Origin of the sequence: Mangrovibacterium diazotrophicum, from assembly GCF_003610535.1 — a bacterium.
Lineage (GTDB): Bacteria > Bacteroidota > Bacteroidia > Bacteroidales > Prolixibacteraceae > Mangrovibacterium > Mangrovibacterium diazotrophicum.
The window spans coordinates 342,212-360,363 of sequence record NZ_RAPN01000001.1; the positions used below are offsets into that span (position 1 = coordinate 342,212).

Genomic DNA, 18,152 nt, shown 5'->3' on the forward strand with positions numbered 1-18,152 from the left:
ATGAAGATCGGACTAATTACAATATTCTTGTTTCTATCGCTACCGAATTTGTTGTTCGCTCAGAGCGAATGGCCCATTTTCCGTGGCAATCGAGAGCTGACGGCTTCATTGCCTACGGATCTGCCGGCCAAGTTGGATTTACTGGCGTCCTTTCAAACTGACGATGAAGTTAAAGCTTCGCCGGTGGTGAAAAATGGCATCGTCTATTGCGGATCTACTGATGGCTATTTCTACGCGTTCAACTTAAATGGCGAATTAAAATGGAAATACAAAACTGAAAATGGGATCGAGGCGCCTGCCGTTTTATTGGACGGCAAAGTCGTTTTTGGTTGTTTGGACGGCGAGTTTATTTGTCTGAATGAAAACGACGGTTCGCTGATTTGGAAATACAAAACCGAAAACCAGATTACAGGTTCTGCGAACTGGAAAAACGTTGGAGGTAAAATCGTTTTGGCTGTGGGCAGTTACGACTACTTTCTGCACGGCGTCAACCTGTCGGATGGCGTGGGACTGTGGAAATATGAATCGAATAATTTCATCAACGGTGCTCCCGCGTTATCCAAAGACGCGGTTGTTTTCGGCGGATGCGACGGTTTTCTGCACATTGTTAGCCTGAAAACGGGTGAGGCTGTTCGAACCATTGAATTGTCAACTTATGTTGCTTCGTCACCGGCAATCGTGGGCAACATTGCTTACGTTGGCGATTACGACGGCCGTTTCTTTGCTGTTGATCTGGAAGCTGGCAAGGTGATGTGGACCTACGATAATCCGGACAAGGATCTTCCTTTTATCGCTTCCCCGGCCATTAGTGGTGACTTGATTGTCCTTGGAAATGAGGACCGTCAACTTTATGCGATTAGCCGAAAAGATGGTAAATTAGTTTGGTCAAAACGTCTGAGCAACCGAATTGATTCTTCGAGTGTGATTGCCGGTAAATCGGTCTTTACCGCCACAATGGACGGAATGCTTTACCGCCACGATCTGGCAACCGGAGAGCAATTATGGACTTATGATATTGGTAGTCAGATTGCTGGCTCGCCGGCTATTTGCGATGGAAAACTGGTAGTTGGTGCGAACGACGGCCGTATCTACATCTTTGGAAAAGATTAAAACCGAAAGTTTATGAAAATTGCGCATATCATTCCGGGCTCTGGTGGAAGCTTTTATTGCGGGAACTGCCTTCGCGACGCAAAATATATGAAAGCTTTACAGGATTTGGGGCAGCAGGTTATCAAGATTCCGATGTACCTGCCACTTTTTGAAGATGCGCATGACCTGACAGAAGTGCCTGTCTTTTATGGTGCTGTGGATACTTACCTAAAGCAACGCTTTCCTATTTTTCGTTACATGCCGCCGATGGTTGATAAGATGCTGAATTCGAAGGCCGTGTTGAATCTGGCAGCTAAAAATGCGGGCTCAACACGGGCAAAAGGCTTGGAAGAAATGACAATCTCGATGTTGAAAGGCGAAGATGGCTTGCAGCACGATGAGCTGGAAAGGCTGGTTGAATGGCTGAAGGAGGAAACGAAACCGGATATTGTGCACCTGTCAAATGCTTTGCTGCTGGGATTGGCCCGAAGAATCAAGCAGAAGTTGAAGATTCCGGTTGTTTGTTCGTTGCAGGATGAAGATGTTTGGGTCGACGTCATGAGTGATCGCAACAGGGACGAGTGTTGGGAAATCATGAAACGACGAGCCAAAGATGTGGATGCTTTCATTGCCGTTAGCCAGTTTTACGCCGATGAGATGAAACAGCGCCTGCATTTGAGCGACAAGCAGCTGTTCGTTAACCACATCGGCGTTGATGCGAATGACTACGTAGCTAAACCGATTGGCGATAAAAAGCCTGTAATTGGCTTTATTTCACGCATGTGTGAAGACAATGGACTGGATATTCTGGTAGATGCTTTTCTGCTGTTGAAAGAAGATCCGTCTTTTGCAGATGTGGAATTGAGAATTACAGGCGGCAAGACCAACGATGATAACAAGTTTATACAGGAGCAGAAAACGCTCATTGAACAGGCTGGATTGAGTGACGCTGTGCATTGGGTTGACGAATTTGAGGGGAATGCTCGTCATCAGTTCTTTGACACAATTTCGGTGCTCTCAGTACCCGTGTTAAACGGAGAAGCGTTTGGTCTTTATCAGCTCGAAGCTTTGGCTTCCGGAATTCCGCTGGTTCAACCCGAATTGGGTGCTTTTCCCGAAGTTGTGAATTTGTCCGAAGGTGGAATAATTTATCATCCCAATAGTCCGAAGAAATTAGCCAAAGCCTGGAAGAGTCTGATTCTGGATAAGGGATGGTTGGAAGATCTTAGCACTAAAGGATTAGCTGGTGTGAAAAAGCATTTCGACATCCACGAACAGGCCAAAAAGTTAGTGGCGATTTATGAAAAAATAAACTAATAAAAAGAACAACGGAATTCGAATTTCAAAAGGTCAGGTGAGCCAAATAACTCATTTTGAGATTTGGAATTTAAACATTGGAATTTATCTACTCATGCTTGAAATCAAACAACTCTGCAAAAGCTTTCAGTCCGGTTTGGGTGAAAGAAGAGTCATATTGGATAATTTGGATTTAACGGTTGAATCGAGTGAACGTTTGGCTATTGTCGGCCCCTCAGGATCGGGAAAAAGCACTTTACTGAATCTGATCGGCGCATTAGACAAACCGGATTCAGGCGATATTTTACTGGAAAATCAATCCGTTTTAAAGCAGTTCGATAAAGAATTGGCTTCATACAGAAATCGAGAAATTGGCTTCGTTTTTCAGTTTCATCACCTCTTGTCCCAGCTGACGGTGAAAGAGAATATTTTACTGCCAATCTTGGCTCGCGAGCAGCGGGTTGATGCACAACTTTTGCAAAGAGCCGACTATCTGATGGAAAGACTCGGAATTGAGAATCTGCATAAACAGCGCCCTTCGCAGCTTTCGGGAGGCGAGTGCCAACGCACAGCAGTGGCTCGGGCGTTAATTAATTCACCCAAAATATTATTGGCCGATGAGCCAACCGGAGCACTGGATGAAGCATCTTCTGAGCAGCTAACAGAACTTCTTTTGCAACTAAACAAGGAGGAAGAAGTGAGCCTGATCGTTGTCACGCATTCGATGAAACTGGCTTCGCGAATGGATAAAATCTATCGTTTGACAAACGGAAAACTTCAGCAACAATGAGCATTTTCCGGTACGTCTTCAATTCACTGATTCGCTTTTGGAAACTTAACCTGACCATTTTAGTCGGAGTGGCCTTGAGCACTGCTATTTTGCTGGGAGCGTTGATGGTTGGCGACACGGTTTCCTGGAACCTAAAAAAAATCAGCTTACAACGGTTGGGATACACACAATGGACTGTGTCGGGTGGTGAACGCTTGTTTCGGTCAAGTTTGGTCACCGAAATGGACTCGCTGAATTGCTCACCTGCATTGTTTACGCGGGGAATGGCCGTTGTTGGAGGCGGGCAGGCCCGGGCTAACCACATCCAGGTTTGGGGAATCGACAGCGGATTTAACCGGATTGCGGGTACAACAGATGTTTATACACTCTCCAATAACGAGGCTGTTTTGAACGAACAGCTCGCGAATATTCTGGGCATAAAAGTGGGCGAAGAGCTTATGCTTCGCGTGAACCGATTGAGTGAGTATCCGGCAAATACACCTTTTGTTTCGGCTGACGAAAACACGGTTGCATTTCGGGTGATAGTGAAAGCCATTGTTTTCGCGGAGCAATGCGGTAATTTCAACCTGCAGCCGATCCAGTCCGCACCGGGCAATGTTTTCGTGTCGCTCGATTGGTTGAACCGCCAAATGAAACTGCGAGGGAAAGCCAACCTGATTCTTGGCTCGAACGCGGTAATCAATGAGCAAGAGTTTGAAGATTTGCTAAGTAAGCATTGGACACTCGACGATATGAATCTGCAGCTTTTCGAAGATTCGGCAAACAAAACGGTTGGACTCCGTTCCGAGCGCGTTTTTCTGGATCAGGAGCCGGTTAAAAAGATTTTGAGTAGTGATTCTTTGACTTATCCGGTTTTGACCTACTTCGTCAATCAGTTTGAGCATGAAGGCCAGATAACACCTTATTCGTTCGTGTCCGGAATTCCGAGCAACCAATTGGAAATATCAGAAAATGAAATGCTGGTTAATGATTGGTTGGCCGAAGACTTAAACGTTAAAAAAGGAGATTCAATCGAACTTCACTATTTTGAGGTTGGCCCATTGCGTCAGTTGATCGAAAAGCAAACGTCACTTCGGGTGGCAGGTATTGTGCCGCTATCCGGCAAGTGGGCTGATCAGCAGTTGATGCCGCAGATACCCGGTCTCTCGGATGCCGGCCATTGCAGTGATTGGGAAACCGGGGTGCCTGTTGATTTGTCGCTGATTCGCCCGAAAGATGAGAATTACTGGAATACATGGAAAGGAACACCAAAAGCTTTTGTGCGCCTTGAGACGGCCCAAAAACTATGGGGAAACAGCTATGGCGAGGCAACAGCTGTTTATTTCGGGAACAAGTCAGCAGAGCAAGTCGAAAAGGAGATTTTGAGTTCTGTTTCGCCTGCTGATTTGGGCTTCCAAATCAATCCGGTTCGAGAAGATGGACTGAAGGCTGCGAGCCAGGGCGTCGATTTTGGAGGCTTGTTTATCGGGCTCAGTTTCTTTGTGCTTTTTGCTGCTTTGTTGCTGGCCTGGCTCATGTTCAAACTATACCTGAATTTCCGAACGTCGGAAATCGGAACCTTGCATGCGATCGGCTTTCGTGCTTCGTTAATACGTCGGTTGTTTTTCGATGAAGCGCTGGCGATTGTTGTTCCGGGGATTGCACTGGGAATTCCGCTCGGCATCCTGTACAATAGTCTGATTTTAGACGCCATTAATTCGATATGGCGGGATATTGTGCGGACTTCGGTGGTTGAGCCACATCTAAGCTTGCAATCGATCCTGGTAAGCATTACAAGTATCCTTTTGATTTGTATGGGGAGTGTCTGGTTCATCCTGCGCCGGGTTGCTAAGCAATCGGTTGTCGGATCCCAGCGCGAACAAGTTGCAATCGTAAGTCTGAAAAAAAGAAATCTATGGATTGGTCTGGGCTTGAATATTTTGGCATTCGCCTTAATGCTTGCGCAGGGAATTGGCAAGGAAATTCAACCCGAAATATTCTTTACCACCGGCTTTCTGTTGTTGCCGGGACTTCTTTTTCTGGCTGATTTTTTCCTGTTACGGCTAGTATTGAAAGAAGCGAATGGCTTATCCTTCGGGCATTTTTCAAAAACGCTGACCTTTGGCGATCGCCGCCGAAACAACCTGACGATAAGTTTCCTGTCGATCGGAATTTTCCTTGTTTTGTCGACCGGCTTATTTCGGCAGGATTTGACGAGCAACGCCGACAAAGCTTCTTCCGGGACAGGAGGCTATCCGTATTTTGCAGAAACGAGCTTTCCGGTTCTGTTCGATTTGAATACCAAAGAAGGCCGGTTTGAATTGGGATTGGAAGAGGTTCAAACCCACTTTGTGCAGTTTCAATCGCTCGATGGGACAGATGCCAGTTGTTTGAATCTGAACCGCGTTCATCGCCCGCGGGTGCTCGGTTTTGATCCGGCAGAGTTTAATGAACGAAACGCTTTCACGTTTGCATCAACATCAGAAGAATTAGACGGATCGCATCCCTGGCTGACCTTGAAACACAAGTTGAAGAACGGTGCGATCCCTGCAATTGCCGATGCTTCAGTTATTCAATGGAGCTTGGGAAAAGCAGTGGGAGACACCCTGGTGTATCAAAATGAATCAGGACAGTCGATCACATTACAATTAGTTGGCGGATTGGCCAATTCGGTTTTTCAGGGGAATATCTTAATCGGGGATAGTTTGTTTCGGGCTAATTTCCCGTCAGTGAGCGGGTCATCGGTGTTTCTGATTGATGCACCCGCAGATGAAGAAGCCGATTTAAAATCAGCCTTCCGTAATTATGGAATGGATCTTTCGACCACAACCGACCGCTTGCTGTTGTTTTACCAGATTGAAAACACTTATCTCAATATTTTTTTGATGCTGGGCGCTTTGGGACTTTTGATTGGAACCATCGGTTTGGCCATTGTCATCTTCCGAAGCCTGATGGAACAACGAAGCACTTTTGCCTTACTGGAAGCCGTCGGATTCACCCGGCAAAAAATACGGAACACGAGTCTGAAAGGTCATTTATTCCTGGTATTTCAGGCATTGCTTATCGGCTTTATTCCCTCGCTCTTCGCCGGTTTGCCAGCAATTCTATCCGGAAATTATGGAAACCTGATTTTCTGGAGTCTTCTCGTTTTCGGCTCAGTTCTGTTTAGTGCCTGGTTTTGGACTTTTATCGGCCATCGGCTGGCGATGAGGGGTAAAGCAAGTGAAGCCCTGCGCAACGAATAGTCGGGCAGGGCTTCACCAAAAGAACTGATAATATTAATGCTGCCAGGTTCCGAATTTGCCCAAGCGGTAATCCTCGTAAGCCTGAACAATTTCCTGACGGGTATTCATCACAAACGGCCCTTGCGAAACAACAGGCTCGTTCAGTGGTTGAGCATGTCCAACCAAGAGAACAGCATCTTCCATCGCATGTAATTTTATGGCTTCAGGTTCGTTGGCGAATTCAACCAGACTTTTGTTTTCAATTTCGCGTTCGTTCACGTTCATTTTTCCGCGAATGATGTAGAAAAAAATATTGTGATCAGCCGGAATTTCCAGTGAGAAATCGGCGTTTTTCTTCATTTCAATTGTTGTCATGTGCAGTCCGATGCCGGATTCGAAAGCTCCTTTTACACCTTTGTATTCTCCCGAAACCAGGTTTACTGCTGTTAATCCGTCCTCGGATACGATTTGCGGGATACTCTCTTTTTGCAAACCTTCATAATACGGTTCCACCATTTTACTTCTAGCTGGCAAATTGACCCAAAGCTGAAGGATTTCGAGCGGACCACCATCGCGCTTAAATTCTTCGGATGAAACTTCTGAGTGAATCAAGCCGCGGCCTGCTGTCATCCATTGTACGCCGCCGGCTTCAATCACACTCTTGTTTCCGTCGCTGTCGTAGTGAGCAATGTCTCCATCCAATATAAAAGTGACGGTTTCCATGCCCCGGTGCGGGTGAGGCCCAAATGGCAATCCATTATTGCGGGGCGGGTAAATTTGTGGCCCGTGATGATTCAAAAATAAAAACGGATCGAGGTATTCAATCGAATGGGTTGGAATAACCCGGTAAGTGACCAAGTCGGCAATAGGATCGTACACCGGCTTGTGAATTGCTTTAATTGTACGCATTGTTTTCTGTTTTATTTCAACACCAAAAACAGACCACAACCGGCTTTGTTTAGCGGAACACGCGGATTCCCCAACAATAACGGACTTTTAACCATGAAAAAAGAGCTGCCCCAAAGGAACAGCTCTTTGAACTATTGGTTGTTGAAGAAATGGGCTATTGGAAATACCAGCGTGGGTCTCCAGCCGATGTTTTCCCGTCGAACAATTCGTCGGCGATTGAGAAGTCGCCATTGGCAGGATCGGCAAACAAGTCGGTTGAAGCACCTGAATAGCTGTTCAAACCGCCAATTGTTGCGCCACCCAATACAAAATCGCTTGTTGCGTAAGAATTGGTTACAGTCGGGCTTCCGTTGAAGCGGATACCTTTTGCGGTGTCATCCTGGGTTGATCCAAGAATACAGTTACGCATTGTGAAGCCGCTTGTCGGACCGTATGACGAGCTGTAATCGAAGAAATATCTTCCGGCAGCAACAATGTCATCAAAAGTACAGTCAGCAATCAATACACTGTTGTTGTTGGCTTTGTTGTGCAGGAACAAACGGCCGATGTTGTAGAAGGTCGAATTTGTAATGCTGATATTGTCGATTACATGGTTCGAAGCAGACACGTTGATCACGTAATAACTGTCAGGAATATTGTATACAAGGCAATTGTCAATATTCAGGTTCCCGAAGTATTTATCAGCTGAATCCTTCAAACGCAGTGGTGTATTGTTGAAGTCGTGCAACAGACAGTTCGAGAATTCCAAGGTTGCTGTATTCGTTTCACCACTTTGATTGATGAAATAGCTGTTCGAACCACCTGTTGGCGTGCCGGTAGCATCGTAAACCAAGCCGGAAATATCAAGGTTTGTGAATTTCACGTAGTCGTGAGTCGCACCCAATTCCAATTGAGTCAGGTTCAGAATTGCTTTTGAGTCTCCCGGTAATCCGAAGAAGTTAAATGAAACACCAGCTGGTAAGGTTAATGTTTCGGCAAAAGTGAAGAACCCACCTGCAGGGAATGTTACCGTAACAGTTGAAGCTGTGATTTCGTCAAACATTTCCTGGGTCAGCACATCGCCAGCTTGTAGACGGATGTAATATTCAGCATCCGGCACATCAGGGTAAGTTGTGAAGCTGGCAGAACCGCGTTGTTTTGTTCCGTTCATCAACAAGGCTTCGTACGAAGTTTCCGGAGAAAGGCCGGTAACTTCAAGTTCACCAGCAGCCATTTGCTCTGCCGTAATGGTGACATTTTGTACTTCCTTGCCATCAGCATCGTTTAGTACAATATTGGTAACTGTAGCACCTGCTTCCCAACGAAGAGTAACTGTGCGGCTGGCAACATCTCCGGCAGCAACTGTTTCCATAATTTGCTCTGCGCGGGTTTTGAAGTAAATGCTGGCCCATTCTGATTCACCTTTTGAAGCTTCGGTTGGAATTGCTTTTACTCGTAAAGAGTACTGTGTATTTCCATCCAGACCAGTCAATGTAAAGGCATTCGCTGTTGTGTCGAAAGTTGATACAATATTCTCGAACAACAGGCTGTCTGCGCTAAGTTCGAATTGATAATATTCGGTTCCCGGGATCGAAACAAAGCTAAGGTCTCCGGTAGTTGCTGTAATACTGGTAACAGCAAGGTTCGTCGGACGGAATAAACGATCGTGCGATTTATCCACATCCCAATCATTTTTGTCGACACAGGCGTTGAATACCAACAAACCTGCAACGAAGGCAAAAAGGATTTGAATATTTATTTTTTTAATGATATTCATTCTTAAAATCGTTTAGTAAGGAATTTCCGCTTGGCAGAAACTCCGTCAATGATTAATTAATTAAATCCGTATGAGTTTGAAATCGTTCCGTTTGACTGGTTTACAATCTCCTGGTAAATCGGGAAGAAGTGACGATTCGGAACTTCTGCGTCAAGACCAGAGCTATAACGATCGATGATCAGCAGTTGGTTTTGTTTGGAAGTGCTTTCATCATCCAGACCCCACAACCATTTTACGGGTTCTTCATAACCATCGATCAAATCAGTTCCTTTATTTTCATAGAAGTTAACTTCTGAGAAATTGATGGTTTCTTCGTCATCATTGTATTTGATGTAGATTGCAGGTGGTACATCAACTGTTACTCCTGATTGGTTTACAAATTCACCGGTTGAGTACATTTGTTTCAAGGCATCACGTTGTTCTTCAATTTTAGAGCTCAACATGTTCCAACGGATCAAATCGTATTTACGGACACCTTCGCCACCAAACTCAAACATACGTTCGTTGGCTACTGCTTCAAAGAATGAATCGTGATCGTTGTGAGCAGCAATATACGCATCAACTTTAGTTGCCTGGTCAGTTTCGCTGAATGCACGGCTACGAACTTGTTTCAAAGCGTCCATCGCTTCTTGAGTAGGCCCGCCGTTCAATTCGTTTTCAGCTTCAGCAAACATCAAAAGAACATCCGAATAACGCATGATTACCCAGTTGATACCAGACCCAATTTTCGAGGTTGCGCTGATGTTGATATTCATGAATTCATCGCTCATCCAGCGTTGGTCGTATTTACCGATTGTCCATGAGAACGGGTTGCTCACAAACATCTCCATCGGAGCGTTAGCAGCTGTGGTGTTTGGACGATATTCGTAACAAGCTACCGAAATATCGCGACGAACATCTTCTGAATCGAATTGATAGAAATAGTACGGAGTAGTTGAATAAACGTTTGCGTTGTTACCGTAACCGTATTTGGTGTTGGTACGGAAGCGAACGCCAATTGAATAACCAATTTCACTACTTCGAGTCAAGCCCATCGCTACTTCAAACATGTTTTCGTATGAAGAAGTATTCAAAGTCAGGCTACACAGGTCTTGCCAAATTTTCGAATAACTGCTTGTCAAACTGTGAGGACCTTCAGTCATCACTTTGTAGCAAGCATCGCGTGCAATTTGGTAATAGTCCAGGTAATCGGCACTGCGTTCAGTTGGGAACCCGCTCTTGTTTCGGATTGAATAACCACCTCTCCACAAAGCAATACGAGCCTGAAGACCCAATGCAAAACCTTTGCTCACACGTTCCGGAGTTGATCCCCAGTCCATCAGGTTGGCAGCAGTTGTCAGGTCATCAATCATGTGGTCCAAAATCGTGTCGCGGTCGGCAACAGCAGGGTAGAAGTTTTCACCATCCGATTGAGTTGGATCCAGTTTGAAAGGAACATCTCCCCAGTTACGAACCAGCTCGAAATAGTACAACGCACGCAAAGTCAAGGCTTCGCCGTAATAGTTTTGCATGTCGCTTTGTGTATCCGAATTGCTGAATGCCGGGCTGTTCGGGATTTCAGTAATCGCCAGGTTGGCACGTTCAATCCCTTTGTACAAGGCTTTCCATGTCCGGTCCAGGTGACCCGACCAGCTTGGTGTAGCATAGTAGTTACTGATACCACGGTTACCTTGCTGGTTGTAGGAGTTCTGGTCGGCACCAACAACTTCAATATCCGAGTTGGTTGAGTACATCAGCGACAAACGCGAAGAATACATTTCATCATAGGTCATAATATTGTAGATCCCCATGATGGCAGAGTTGGTGTAGGCTGGAGTCGAAAATACCACGTCACTGGTATATTCCGAATCTGATGTCTGATCCAGGAAATCATCGCTACACGATGCAAAGCCCAGCGTCAGAAGAATTAATAATGCAGGTAATATTTTATTTTTAATCATTGCTCGAAAAATTAGAATGTTAAGTTCAGACCAACAACATACTGGCGGCTACGCGGGTAAGCCGAATAGTCAACACCCGGAGTCAGAGGTGTACTTCTTCTGGTATCTACTTCAGGGTCGAAACCGCTGTAGTTAGTCAGGATGGCCAGGTTGTAACCTGTAAAGTACATACGCAGGGTACCTTTGTTTTCACCTTTTTTCCAGTCGAAAGGCATCGTGTAACCTACTGTCACGTTGTTCAAACGCAGGAATGAACCATCTTCAACAGCGTATGAGTGGAGAACTGTGGTTGTGTGCAATGGCATCCACATGCTCTTACCTTGGTTGATCTCTTGCAACAGGGCTGGGTTAGCGTCGTTACCGCTGTAGATGTTCAGACCAGTTGACGGATCAATTGTTGTAAAACGGTGAGCCATGTCCATATCGGTAATCAGGTTCTGATATTTACGAGACAACAATTGGCTTGAATAATCCAATTTGTTGGCGTTGTAAACTTCGTTTCCGTAAGACCAGTTCATGAAGGCAGAAGCGTCCCAGTTTTTGTATTTCGCAGTCAGGTTGAAACCACCGGTGTGGATTGGCTGAGCTGAACCTAAAACAGTTTTGTCATTTTCGTCGATAACACCGTCACCGTTCAGGTCTTTCAGTTTTAAAGCACCAGGACCGAAATAAGCTCCGGCTGAGGTCAGGCTGCTGTTATCAGCGATTGGCGTAACACCATCAGCATAGAATTCATTCAATTTCCAAGAGTTTGACGTGTTGTCGAAGGTGAAATCGTCGAACGAATACATGCCGTCAGTTACGTAGCCGTACATTTGACCAACTTCTTCACCTTCGCGGATGATGTAGTCAGAAGTAGGAGCTGCAGAACCGTTCCAGCCTGAAGAGTAGGTTTTGTAGTTGTATTCGCCGTTGCTGAATTTGTCAACACGGTTTCTGTTGAAAGTAATGTTGAATGAAGCATTCAGGGTGAAATCTCTTTTGTCAACCAAAACAGCGTCCACAACGAACTCGATACCGCGGTTTGAGGTTTGACCAACGTTCATCATTTGGGTTGAATAACCGGTACTTTCAGGAACCGGCTGGTCAATCAACAGGTCAACAGTGCGGTTGTAATAGAAGTCAAGAGATCCGTTTACGCGTCCTTCGAATAAACCGTAATCGAAACCAAGGTTAGCGGTGTGCGTGGTTTCCCATCTCAAGTCTTTGTTGGCCAAAGCCGTACTTGGAATCAACTGAGAAGCTTCGCTTTCATTTGGATAGTATGGTTTGTTGTCGTTATCTGTCGTATAGCTTGTTCTCCACAAACCGCTGTCGATACGGTTGTTACCCGAGCTACCGTAGCTGGCGCGTAATTTCAGGTTGTACAACCAGTTGTGCGAACTTTCCATGAACCCTTCTTCGCTCATTCTCCATCCAAAAGCCAACGATGGGAAGTAACCCCAACGGTTCCCTTCAGCAAATTTACTTGAGCCGTCAGCACGCATTGTCGCTGTGATCAGGTATTTATCGTCGATTGAGTAATTTACACGCGTAAAGAATGAAGACAAGTTGTCTTTAGCGCCGATGCTGGTAACTGTAGGAATTGCTGTTCCCAGGTTGAACATCGCCAATACGTCTTCTGCAGACATGCCGGCAGGGAAGAAGCGAGATTCATTGGTTACTGATTTTCCCCAGCTTGAAGACATTTCCTGTCCCAACAGAACAGTCAAGTCTTGGTTTGGAAGAATGTCATTTTTGTCAAAAGTCAAGGTGTTGGCAAAACGCCAGTTTTCACCGTCATAGTTGTAGATACGTCCAACCGGTTGGCCGGCGTAGTTTTTTGCGGTACTTGTTGCTTCACCCCAAACATAGTCGGTGCGGTTTTGAGTGAACGCGTAACCCCATTCTGTCCGGAATGTCAATGGTTTCGCGATTTTCCAGTTCAACGCCGCGTTGAAGTTCATGTTCAGACGGAACTGTTTTTTGTATTCGTCAAGTACTGACTCAACCGGGTCATACAGCAAACTAGTCGCTTCGGGGCTGTTGATGTCGTCGTTGGCAACATCACCTTGAGAGAATTCGCGCAAACCGGTTGTTGGTGCATATTTTACCGCGTTACGCAGTTTTGTATTCGCGCCTGATTTGTCAGATGAAGTTCCTGCTCCGTCAACAACGCTGTGAGACATGCGGGTGTTGAAGTCCAGACTTACATTATCAGAAATCTCTGTTTTTAATTTGAAGTTCAGGTTATTGCGTTGGAACCCTGAGGTCAACATGATCGCTTCTTCGTCAGAGCGGGTCAAACTTAAGTTGAAAGTTGTGTTTTTCGCACCTCCGCTGATACCTAAGTTGTAGTATTGCTGAGTAGCCGTGCGGCCGAATACTTTGTCTTGCCAGTCGGTACCTTTCACTGATTTGTAAATATCCAAATCGTCGTAAACACCATAGTAGCCTTGAAAAGTTGAAGATTGATCCAATTCGTATTGGTACATCACGTATTCGTAAGGGCTCAAAACAGGCAGCGACTTGATACGTTGACGAACACCAAAGTACGAGTTGAAGCTAACGTTGATACGTCCTTCTTTTCCACTTTTTGTTGTAATCAGGATTACACCGTTTGCACCACGAGCACCATAAATAGCAGTAGATGATGCGTCTTTCAATACAGTGATATCTTGAATATCAGTAGGAGGGATGTTGCTGATTGAGCTTACCGGGAAGCCGTCAACAATGTAAAGCGGTGAGTTGTCCTGTGAAATAGAACCACCACCACGTACACGGATTTTCACTTCTGCATCCGGAGAACCTTCAGTTGTTACAACCTGAACACCAGCCATACGACCGGTGATGGCCTCTGAAGCAGAACTAACAGGAATGTCGCGAAGGGCATCCGATCCAACTTGAGCGACAGACCCCGTCAGGTCTTTCTTCTTCATTGTACCGTAACCTACTGCAACAATTTCTTCTACCATTTGAACTGATGCCTGCAAAGACACTTTTATACCGGTAGTTTGGTTTGCCAATGAAACTTCCTGTGGCTCAAAACCAATACTACTGATTTGTAATGTTTGACTTTTAACGTCCGGAACGTTCAAGGTGAAGTTCCCGTCAAAGTCGGTCGAAACACCAATTGTGGTGCCTTTAACAATAACTGATGCTCCGGGCAAGGTCTCTCCCTGGTCGTCGTAAACAACCCCGGTGACTTGGGTCGTCTGTGCAAAAACACTCAACGAAACCAAGCACATCAGTAAAAAACTAAATAGCTTTTTATTCATAGGATAATTTTTAGAAACAGTCTGAACCACTATTTTCTGATCTAACTAAAATGATTCAACTGATTAGTTTGTAATTGATTGTTTTTAATTAATAATTGATTTTTCCTTTTTCTTTTCTCTACCTTTTTACCGTTTCTATTTCATATTTCAGTGTTTATTTTGGTTGATAATTTGATTTAAATAAGTTTCTAATATCGTATAGCCCGACTTTGTTATTTGCTGACTGTCGGTCGGATCATTGGGATTGAGTTTGTGTTTTAGCTCCCAGTAATCAGGAATTCCGTCAAGATCGGTATCTAAAGGTGCTTCACCGGTTTTTAGCTCAGGCCATCCACCAACATCTGTTTGACTGTCGATGATGCCGGCAATTTTTTCTTCGCCTCCGCTAAAAGTGGTTGTCCCGCTTGATGTTTCGCGGATAATGCGCTGATCAACGGCATCTCTGCGAAAAGATGCTCCAGCCGAAGCCAGGACAGATTTATAGGCTTTTTTTGCTTTCTCAATTTTCAAATCACCCAACACTTCAAAAGGGGATGCAGACTGGATGGTAGCGAACTCACCACCGTCATTCATATCGATCCCAAGGCTGTTGTCTTTGCTAATCTGAGTTTGTCCTTCGAGGATGTTGCCTGAAACGAAAAAAGAGCCATAGCCCCGATCTTCGGCGTAAGGCTGCAGGAATTGTTCTGTGCGTTTCGATTGTGGCCCGGGTTTGTAGTAGTTGTTGACCACATTGAAATGCCCGGTCTCCCCGCCGTAGCTTGTATGGTTGTGCCAGTTGTAGATGACATTGTTGACAAACTCGACATTGCCCCGGTACTCCTGCATTTGTTCGGCTGAGTCGTACACACCGGGATGGTCGAAACGGGGATTGCGGCTATTGTGGTGGGCCAGCAAATTGTGGTGAAACGAAGCATTTTTGCCACCCCAAATTGCACCGTACCCGTGGTCACCTTTTTTATGTACAGAATGGTTCAAACTCTCGGAAAGAATGCACCATTGCATTGTAAAGTTTTCGTTACCATAGAAAGAAGCACTCTCATCCGTGCTCCAGCTTACACTGCAATGGTCGATGATAATTTTTTTGTGGAACTGCCCCTCTAAAGCATCCGCTTGCTGGCCATTTTCATCGCCCATCCGAAAGCGAATGTAGCGGATGATGATGTTGTCGGCATCAAGCTTTGTTGGGTAGCCCTTCAATGTAATGCCTTCACCTGGGGCTGTTTGACCAGCAATCGTGAGGCTGTCGCTTCTGATGAGAAGTTTTTTTGTCAATTCAATTGTTCCCGAAACCTGAAATACAACCGTTCTGGGATATTTGCGAGTCACCGCCCATCTGAGAGATCCTTTTTCGCCGTCGTCACTCAGGTTAGTCACATGCAAAACCTTTCCACCACGTCCGCCATTTGTGTACATACCACCTCCTTCAGCACCTGGAAAAGCAGGCGTATTTTGAGCCATGGTGTAATTTGTATTAATTACAATAAAGAAAACGACTAGGCTTGAAATTATGTTTGCTTTCATGATTTAGACATTCAGAGGTTAATTTTTCTCGGAAACAAAAGGTTGGGAAATAGCACTTTTTGTTGTAGCGGGAAGAGTCTTTTTCTGTAGTCTTAAGAAGAAAGGGAAGACAGTGTAGCCGTCGGCGTTAACGGAATTACGGATAAAAAAATATTTTTCCGAGTAATTGCCGAAACGAAGCGTTTCAATTTTTGAAAATTGTAAGTGATTCTGGTCAGGTGCAGCCGAATATTCACATCCGTTTGCGAACACGGTGTTTCCGTGTACGACACCAGTAAACGAAATTAATCCCTCTTCTCTCATCTCTCTTCTGTTTTCATGGTTCCTAAATTAGCGAGGTTTAATGCGCGTATTTAGGCCTGTTTCCTGGTTTGGGGAGTCAAAAATAAACGAAAAAGCATATTAGCAAGAGAGAATTTCTTAAATAATTCCTAATGAAAAATTAACACGCGGCTGAAGTTTAGAAAAGGAGTTTTTGGTCTGATTTACCTAATGTTAATAGTCAACTGGGGTTAAGTTATTTAGAATATTTAACTAGTTTATGTCTTATTATCATAAGTGTCTATTTAGATTGATTCTATATTGGGGTTGAAAAGGATTTTTAGCTCAAATTCACAAAACTTAACATCATTACTTAGGAAGCTTCTGCCACAAGAAGTTGCTTTCGGGAGAATGTGGAAATATCGTTCAGGCAATATAATTTGGAAGTTCGAAGGCTTGCTTGTGTGAACTGATTTTGGGGAAAGAAAATGGCGACAGAGAATTTTATTAACCGCTGCCGCCATTTGTTTCTGAGAATATTTAGAATCTTATAATGCTTGAATCACGCGCTCCAATCGAGCTTTTATTTCACCGGCAATCGGAGCCAGTTCTTCATTCTGAATTGCCATCATGGAAGCAACCGGATCAACAGCTGCTACTTCTACTTTTTTATCGTCCAATTCGCGAACAATGACATTGCAGGGAAGCATCACCCCAATATGAATCTCTGATTGTAATGCTTTGTAGGCATTGGGTGGATTACAGGCTCCCAAAATGCGATAGCGGTTAAAGTCGACTCCCAATTTGGCTTTTAACTTCTCGTCGATATTGATTTCGCTAAGCACGCCAAACCCTTCTTTTTGGAGTTCTTCTGTGGCTTTTGCTACAGCGTCGTCGAAGGAATAATTGGTAATTTTTTCAATATAATATTTCATGTTGTCTATAAAAAATGGTTTGTATCAGTTCAAATTTACTCGAAAGCATTTAGTCGATTTTGTTTGCAATTGGATACACCTGTGGATTTTTAAACTCACATCCATCGTTTAGTGAAACAGCGCATCCGTTTTGGCAGCCATGATAAAATCGTTGCGGTGCAAGCCCTTGATTTTATGGGTCCACCAAGTGACCGTTACTTTTCCCCATTCAGTCGTAATACTGGGATGATGATCTTCTCGTTCTGCCTGAAGCGCAACACGATTGGTAAAATTCAAGGCATCCAGAAAATTGTTGAAGCGGTACTCGCGTCGGAGCTTCCGAATGTTGTCTTCCGTTACAATTTTCCAATCGGGTATCTGCGAATTCAACAATTGGATCTCTTCTGCGGTCACCTGCGGAGCCCCTGCATGGCAGGCTGAGCAGCGTTGTTCTTTTAAGTCGTTCATTTTATTTTTATTCTAATTTCAGAAAAAATAATCAAACACCACACCATTTTAATTGCGAACAAAATCTTCCAGGTTGACCGATGGGCAAAGGTATTGGTCAATATAATCAATCATATTCAGGAAGAGGGAACGAATTCGCTGTTCCATTTTCGGATTCAAACATTTCCCGTTTTCGTCAAAAACATCACGAACATGCGGAACTGAGACTGGCCCCGGCAACACGATTCCACCAACATGGGAACAAACACTGCGCAAACTTTCGAGCGATTTTATGGCTCCGATATCGCCGGAGGCTACACCGAGCAGCGAGATTGGTTTTCCTGCCAATGCTGAAGGATAACCGAGGTTTTCGATGAAAAGCTTGGTGATGCTACTGAATGATCCGTGGTATTCCGGTGTCGCGAAAATAATCCCGGTTGCTGTTTTCACGATGGCAATCAAACGAATAACATCGACAGAATCCTCATTTTGCCCGGGAAATGGTAGTTTAAAATCATTCGGATCGATTATTTGATAGGAGCAGGTGTGGTTCTTGTTGATTTCGTCGATCAAAATGTTGACGGCCATTGACGTGTAGTTGTGGGGCCGCATGCTTCCTTTAAAAATGACAATGTTTTTCATCGGTGGTAGAATTAAATATTCAACTTTCACAAGCTTTGGCAACGACGCCTCGGCCTCTTCTTATTAATTGTAAGAGAAATTAGTCGAGATGTTTTTTTGTGATTTATACGACGACCATCTTCGA

12 protein-coding genes are annotated in these 18,152 nt (G+C 44.6%); 4 read left to right on the forward strand and 8 right to left on the reverse strand.

Annotated elements, in window-relative coordinates:
• The 4 genes from BC643_RS01525 (at position 1) to BC643_RS01540 (ending at position 6,399) form a co-directional block, all read left to right on the forward strand.
• Positions 1-1,110 (forward strand): outer membrane protein assembly factor BamB family protein, encoded by a 1,110-nt coding sequence (locus tag BC643_RS01525; RefSeq protein WP_120271413.1) that lies wholly within the window; start codon positions 1-3, stop codon positions 1,108-1,110.
• A gap of 12 nt (positions 1,111-1,122) precedes the next feature.
• Positions 1,123-2,406 carry a glycosyltransferase family 4 protein gene (locus tag BC643_RS01530; protein WP_120271414.1) on the forward strand — a complete coding sequence of 428 codons (1,284 nt, stop codon included), beginning with the start codon at positions 1,123-1,125 and terminating at the stop codon, positions 2,404-2,406.
• Between the two features lie 94 nt (positions 2,407-2,500).
• On the forward strand, positions 2,501-3,175 hold the full coding sequence (locus tag BC643_RS01535; RefSeq protein WP_120271415.1) for an ABC transporter ATP-binding protein: 675 nt from the start codon (positions 2,501-2,503) through the stop codon (positions 3,173-3,175).
• Positions 3,172-6,399 (forward strand): ABC transporter permease, encoded by a 3,228-nt coding sequence (locus BC643_RS01540; protein WP_120271416.1) that lies wholly within the window; start codon positions 3,172-3,174, stop codon positions 6,397-6,399. Before BC643_RS01535 ends, BC643_RS01540 begins: the two co-directional genes overlap by 4 nt.
• A 33-nt stretch (positions 6,400-6,432) precedes the next feature.
• Here BC643_RS01540 and BC643_RS01545 read toward each other — a convergent pair whose 3' ends face one another.
• From BC643_RS01545 to BC643_RS01585, 8 genes are all read right to left on the reverse strand, one after another.
• The gene (locus BC643_RS01545) at positions 6,433-7,287 is read right to left on the reverse strand and encodes a pirin family protein (RefSeq protein ID WP_120274094.1); all 855 of its coding nucleotides are present in this window, start codon (positions 7,285-7,287) and stop codon (positions 6,433-6,435) included.
• A 154-nt stretch (positions 7,288-7,441) separates the two neighbouring features.
• Positions 7,442-9,043, reverse strand: coding sequence for a DUF5123 domain-containing protein (locus BC643_RS01550; RefSeq protein WP_120271417.1), 1,602 nt, complete (start codon positions 9,041-9,043; stop codon positions 7,442-7,444).
• 56 nt (positions 9,044-9,099) lie between these two features.
• Positions 9,100-10,983: a RagB/SusD family nutrient uptake outer membrane protein gene (locus BC643_RS01555; RefSeq protein WP_120271418.1), complete on the reverse strand. Its 1,884-nt coding sequence runs from the start codon at positions 10,981-10,983 to the stop codon at positions 9,100-9,102.
• A gap of 11 nt (positions 10,984-10,994) precedes the next feature.
• Positions 10,995-14,240: a SusC/RagA family TonB-linked outer membrane protein gene (locus BC643_RS01560; RefSeq protein WP_120271419.1), complete on the reverse strand. Its 3,246-nt coding sequence runs from the start codon at positions 14,238-14,240 to the stop codon at positions 10,995-10,997.
• A 147-nt stretch (positions 14,241-14,387) separates the two neighbouring features.
• Positions 14,388-15,764, reverse strand: a complete 1,377-nt coding sequence (locus BC643_RS01565) for a pectate lyase (protein WP_120271420.1) — start codon at positions 15,762-15,764, stop codon at positions 14,388-14,390.
• An 809-nt stretch (positions 15,765-16,573) separates the two neighbouring features.
• Positions 16,574-16,960, reverse strand: a complete 387-nt coding sequence (locus BC643_RS01575; RefSeq protein ID WP_120271422.1) for a DUF302 domain-containing protein — start codon at positions 16,958-16,960, stop codon at positions 16,574-16,576.
• A gap of 108 nt (positions 16,961-17,068) precedes the next feature.
• Positions 17,069-17,407 (reverse strand): 4a-hydroxytetrahydrobiopterin dehydratase, encoded by a 339-nt coding sequence (locus tag BC643_RS01580; RefSeq protein WP_120271423.1) that lies wholly within the window; start codon positions 17,405-17,407, stop codon positions 17,069-17,071.
• 48 nt (positions 17,408-17,455) lie between these two features.
• Positions 17,456-18,028 carry an NADPH-dependent FMN reductase gene (locus BC643_RS01585; protein WP_120271424.1) on the reverse strand — a complete coding sequence of 191 codons (573 nt, stop codon included), beginning with the start codon at positions 18,026-18,028 and terminating at the stop codon, positions 17,456-17,458.
• Positions 18,029-18,152 lie beyond the last annotated feature (124 nt).

Excerpts from the sequence above, each read along its gene's own strand:
- BC643_RS01575 (WP_120271422.1), bottom strand. The coding sequence starts at position 16,960 with ATGAAATATTATATTGAAAAAATTACCAATTATTCCTTCGACGACGCT.
- BC643_RS01530 (WP_120271414.1), top strand. The coding sequence starts at position 1,123 with ATGAAAATTGCGCATATCATTCCGGGCTCTGGTGGAAGCTTTTATTGC.
- BC643_RS01535 (WP_120271415.1), top strand. The coding sequence starts at position 2,501 with ATGCTTGAAATCAAACAACTCTGCAAAAGCTTTCAGTCCGGTTTGGGT.
- BC643_RS01550 (WP_120271417.1), bottom strand. The coding sequence starts at position 9,043 with ATGAATATCATTAAAAAAATAAATATTCAAATCCTTTTTGCCTTCGTT.
- BC643_RS01555 (WP_120271418.1), bottom strand. The coding sequence starts at position 10,983 with ATGATTAAAAATAAAATATTACCTGCATTATTAATTCTTCTGACGCTG.
- BC643_RS01585 (WP_120271424.1), bottom strand. The coding sequence starts at position 18,028 with ATGAAAAACATTGTCATTTTTAAAGGAAGCATGCGGCCCCACAACTAC.
- BC643_RS01560 (WP_120271419.1), bottom strand. The coding sequence starts at position 14,240 with ATGAATAAAAAGCTATTTAGTTTTTTACTGATGTGCTTGGTTTCGTTG.
- BC643_RS01525 (WP_120271413.1), top strand. The coding sequence starts at position 1 with ATGAAGATCGGACTAATTACAATATTCTTGTTTCTATCGCTACCGAAT.
- BC643_RS01545 (WP_120274094.1), bottom strand. The coding sequence starts at position 7,287 with ATGCGTACAATTAAAGCAATTCACAAGCCGGTGTACGATCCTATTGCC.
- BC643_RS01580 (WP_120271423.1), bottom strand. The coding sequence starts at position 17,407 with ATGAACGACTTAAAAGAACAACGCTGCTCAGCCTGCCATGCAGGGGCT.
- BC643_RS01540 (WP_120271416.1), top strand. The coding sequence starts at position 3,172 with ATGAGCATTTTCCGGTACGTCTTCAATTCACTGATTCGCTTTTGGAAA.
- BC643_RS01565 (WP_120271420.1), bottom strand. The coding sequence starts at position 15,764 with ATGAAAGCAAACATAATTTCAAGCCTAGTCGTTTTCTTTATTGTAATT.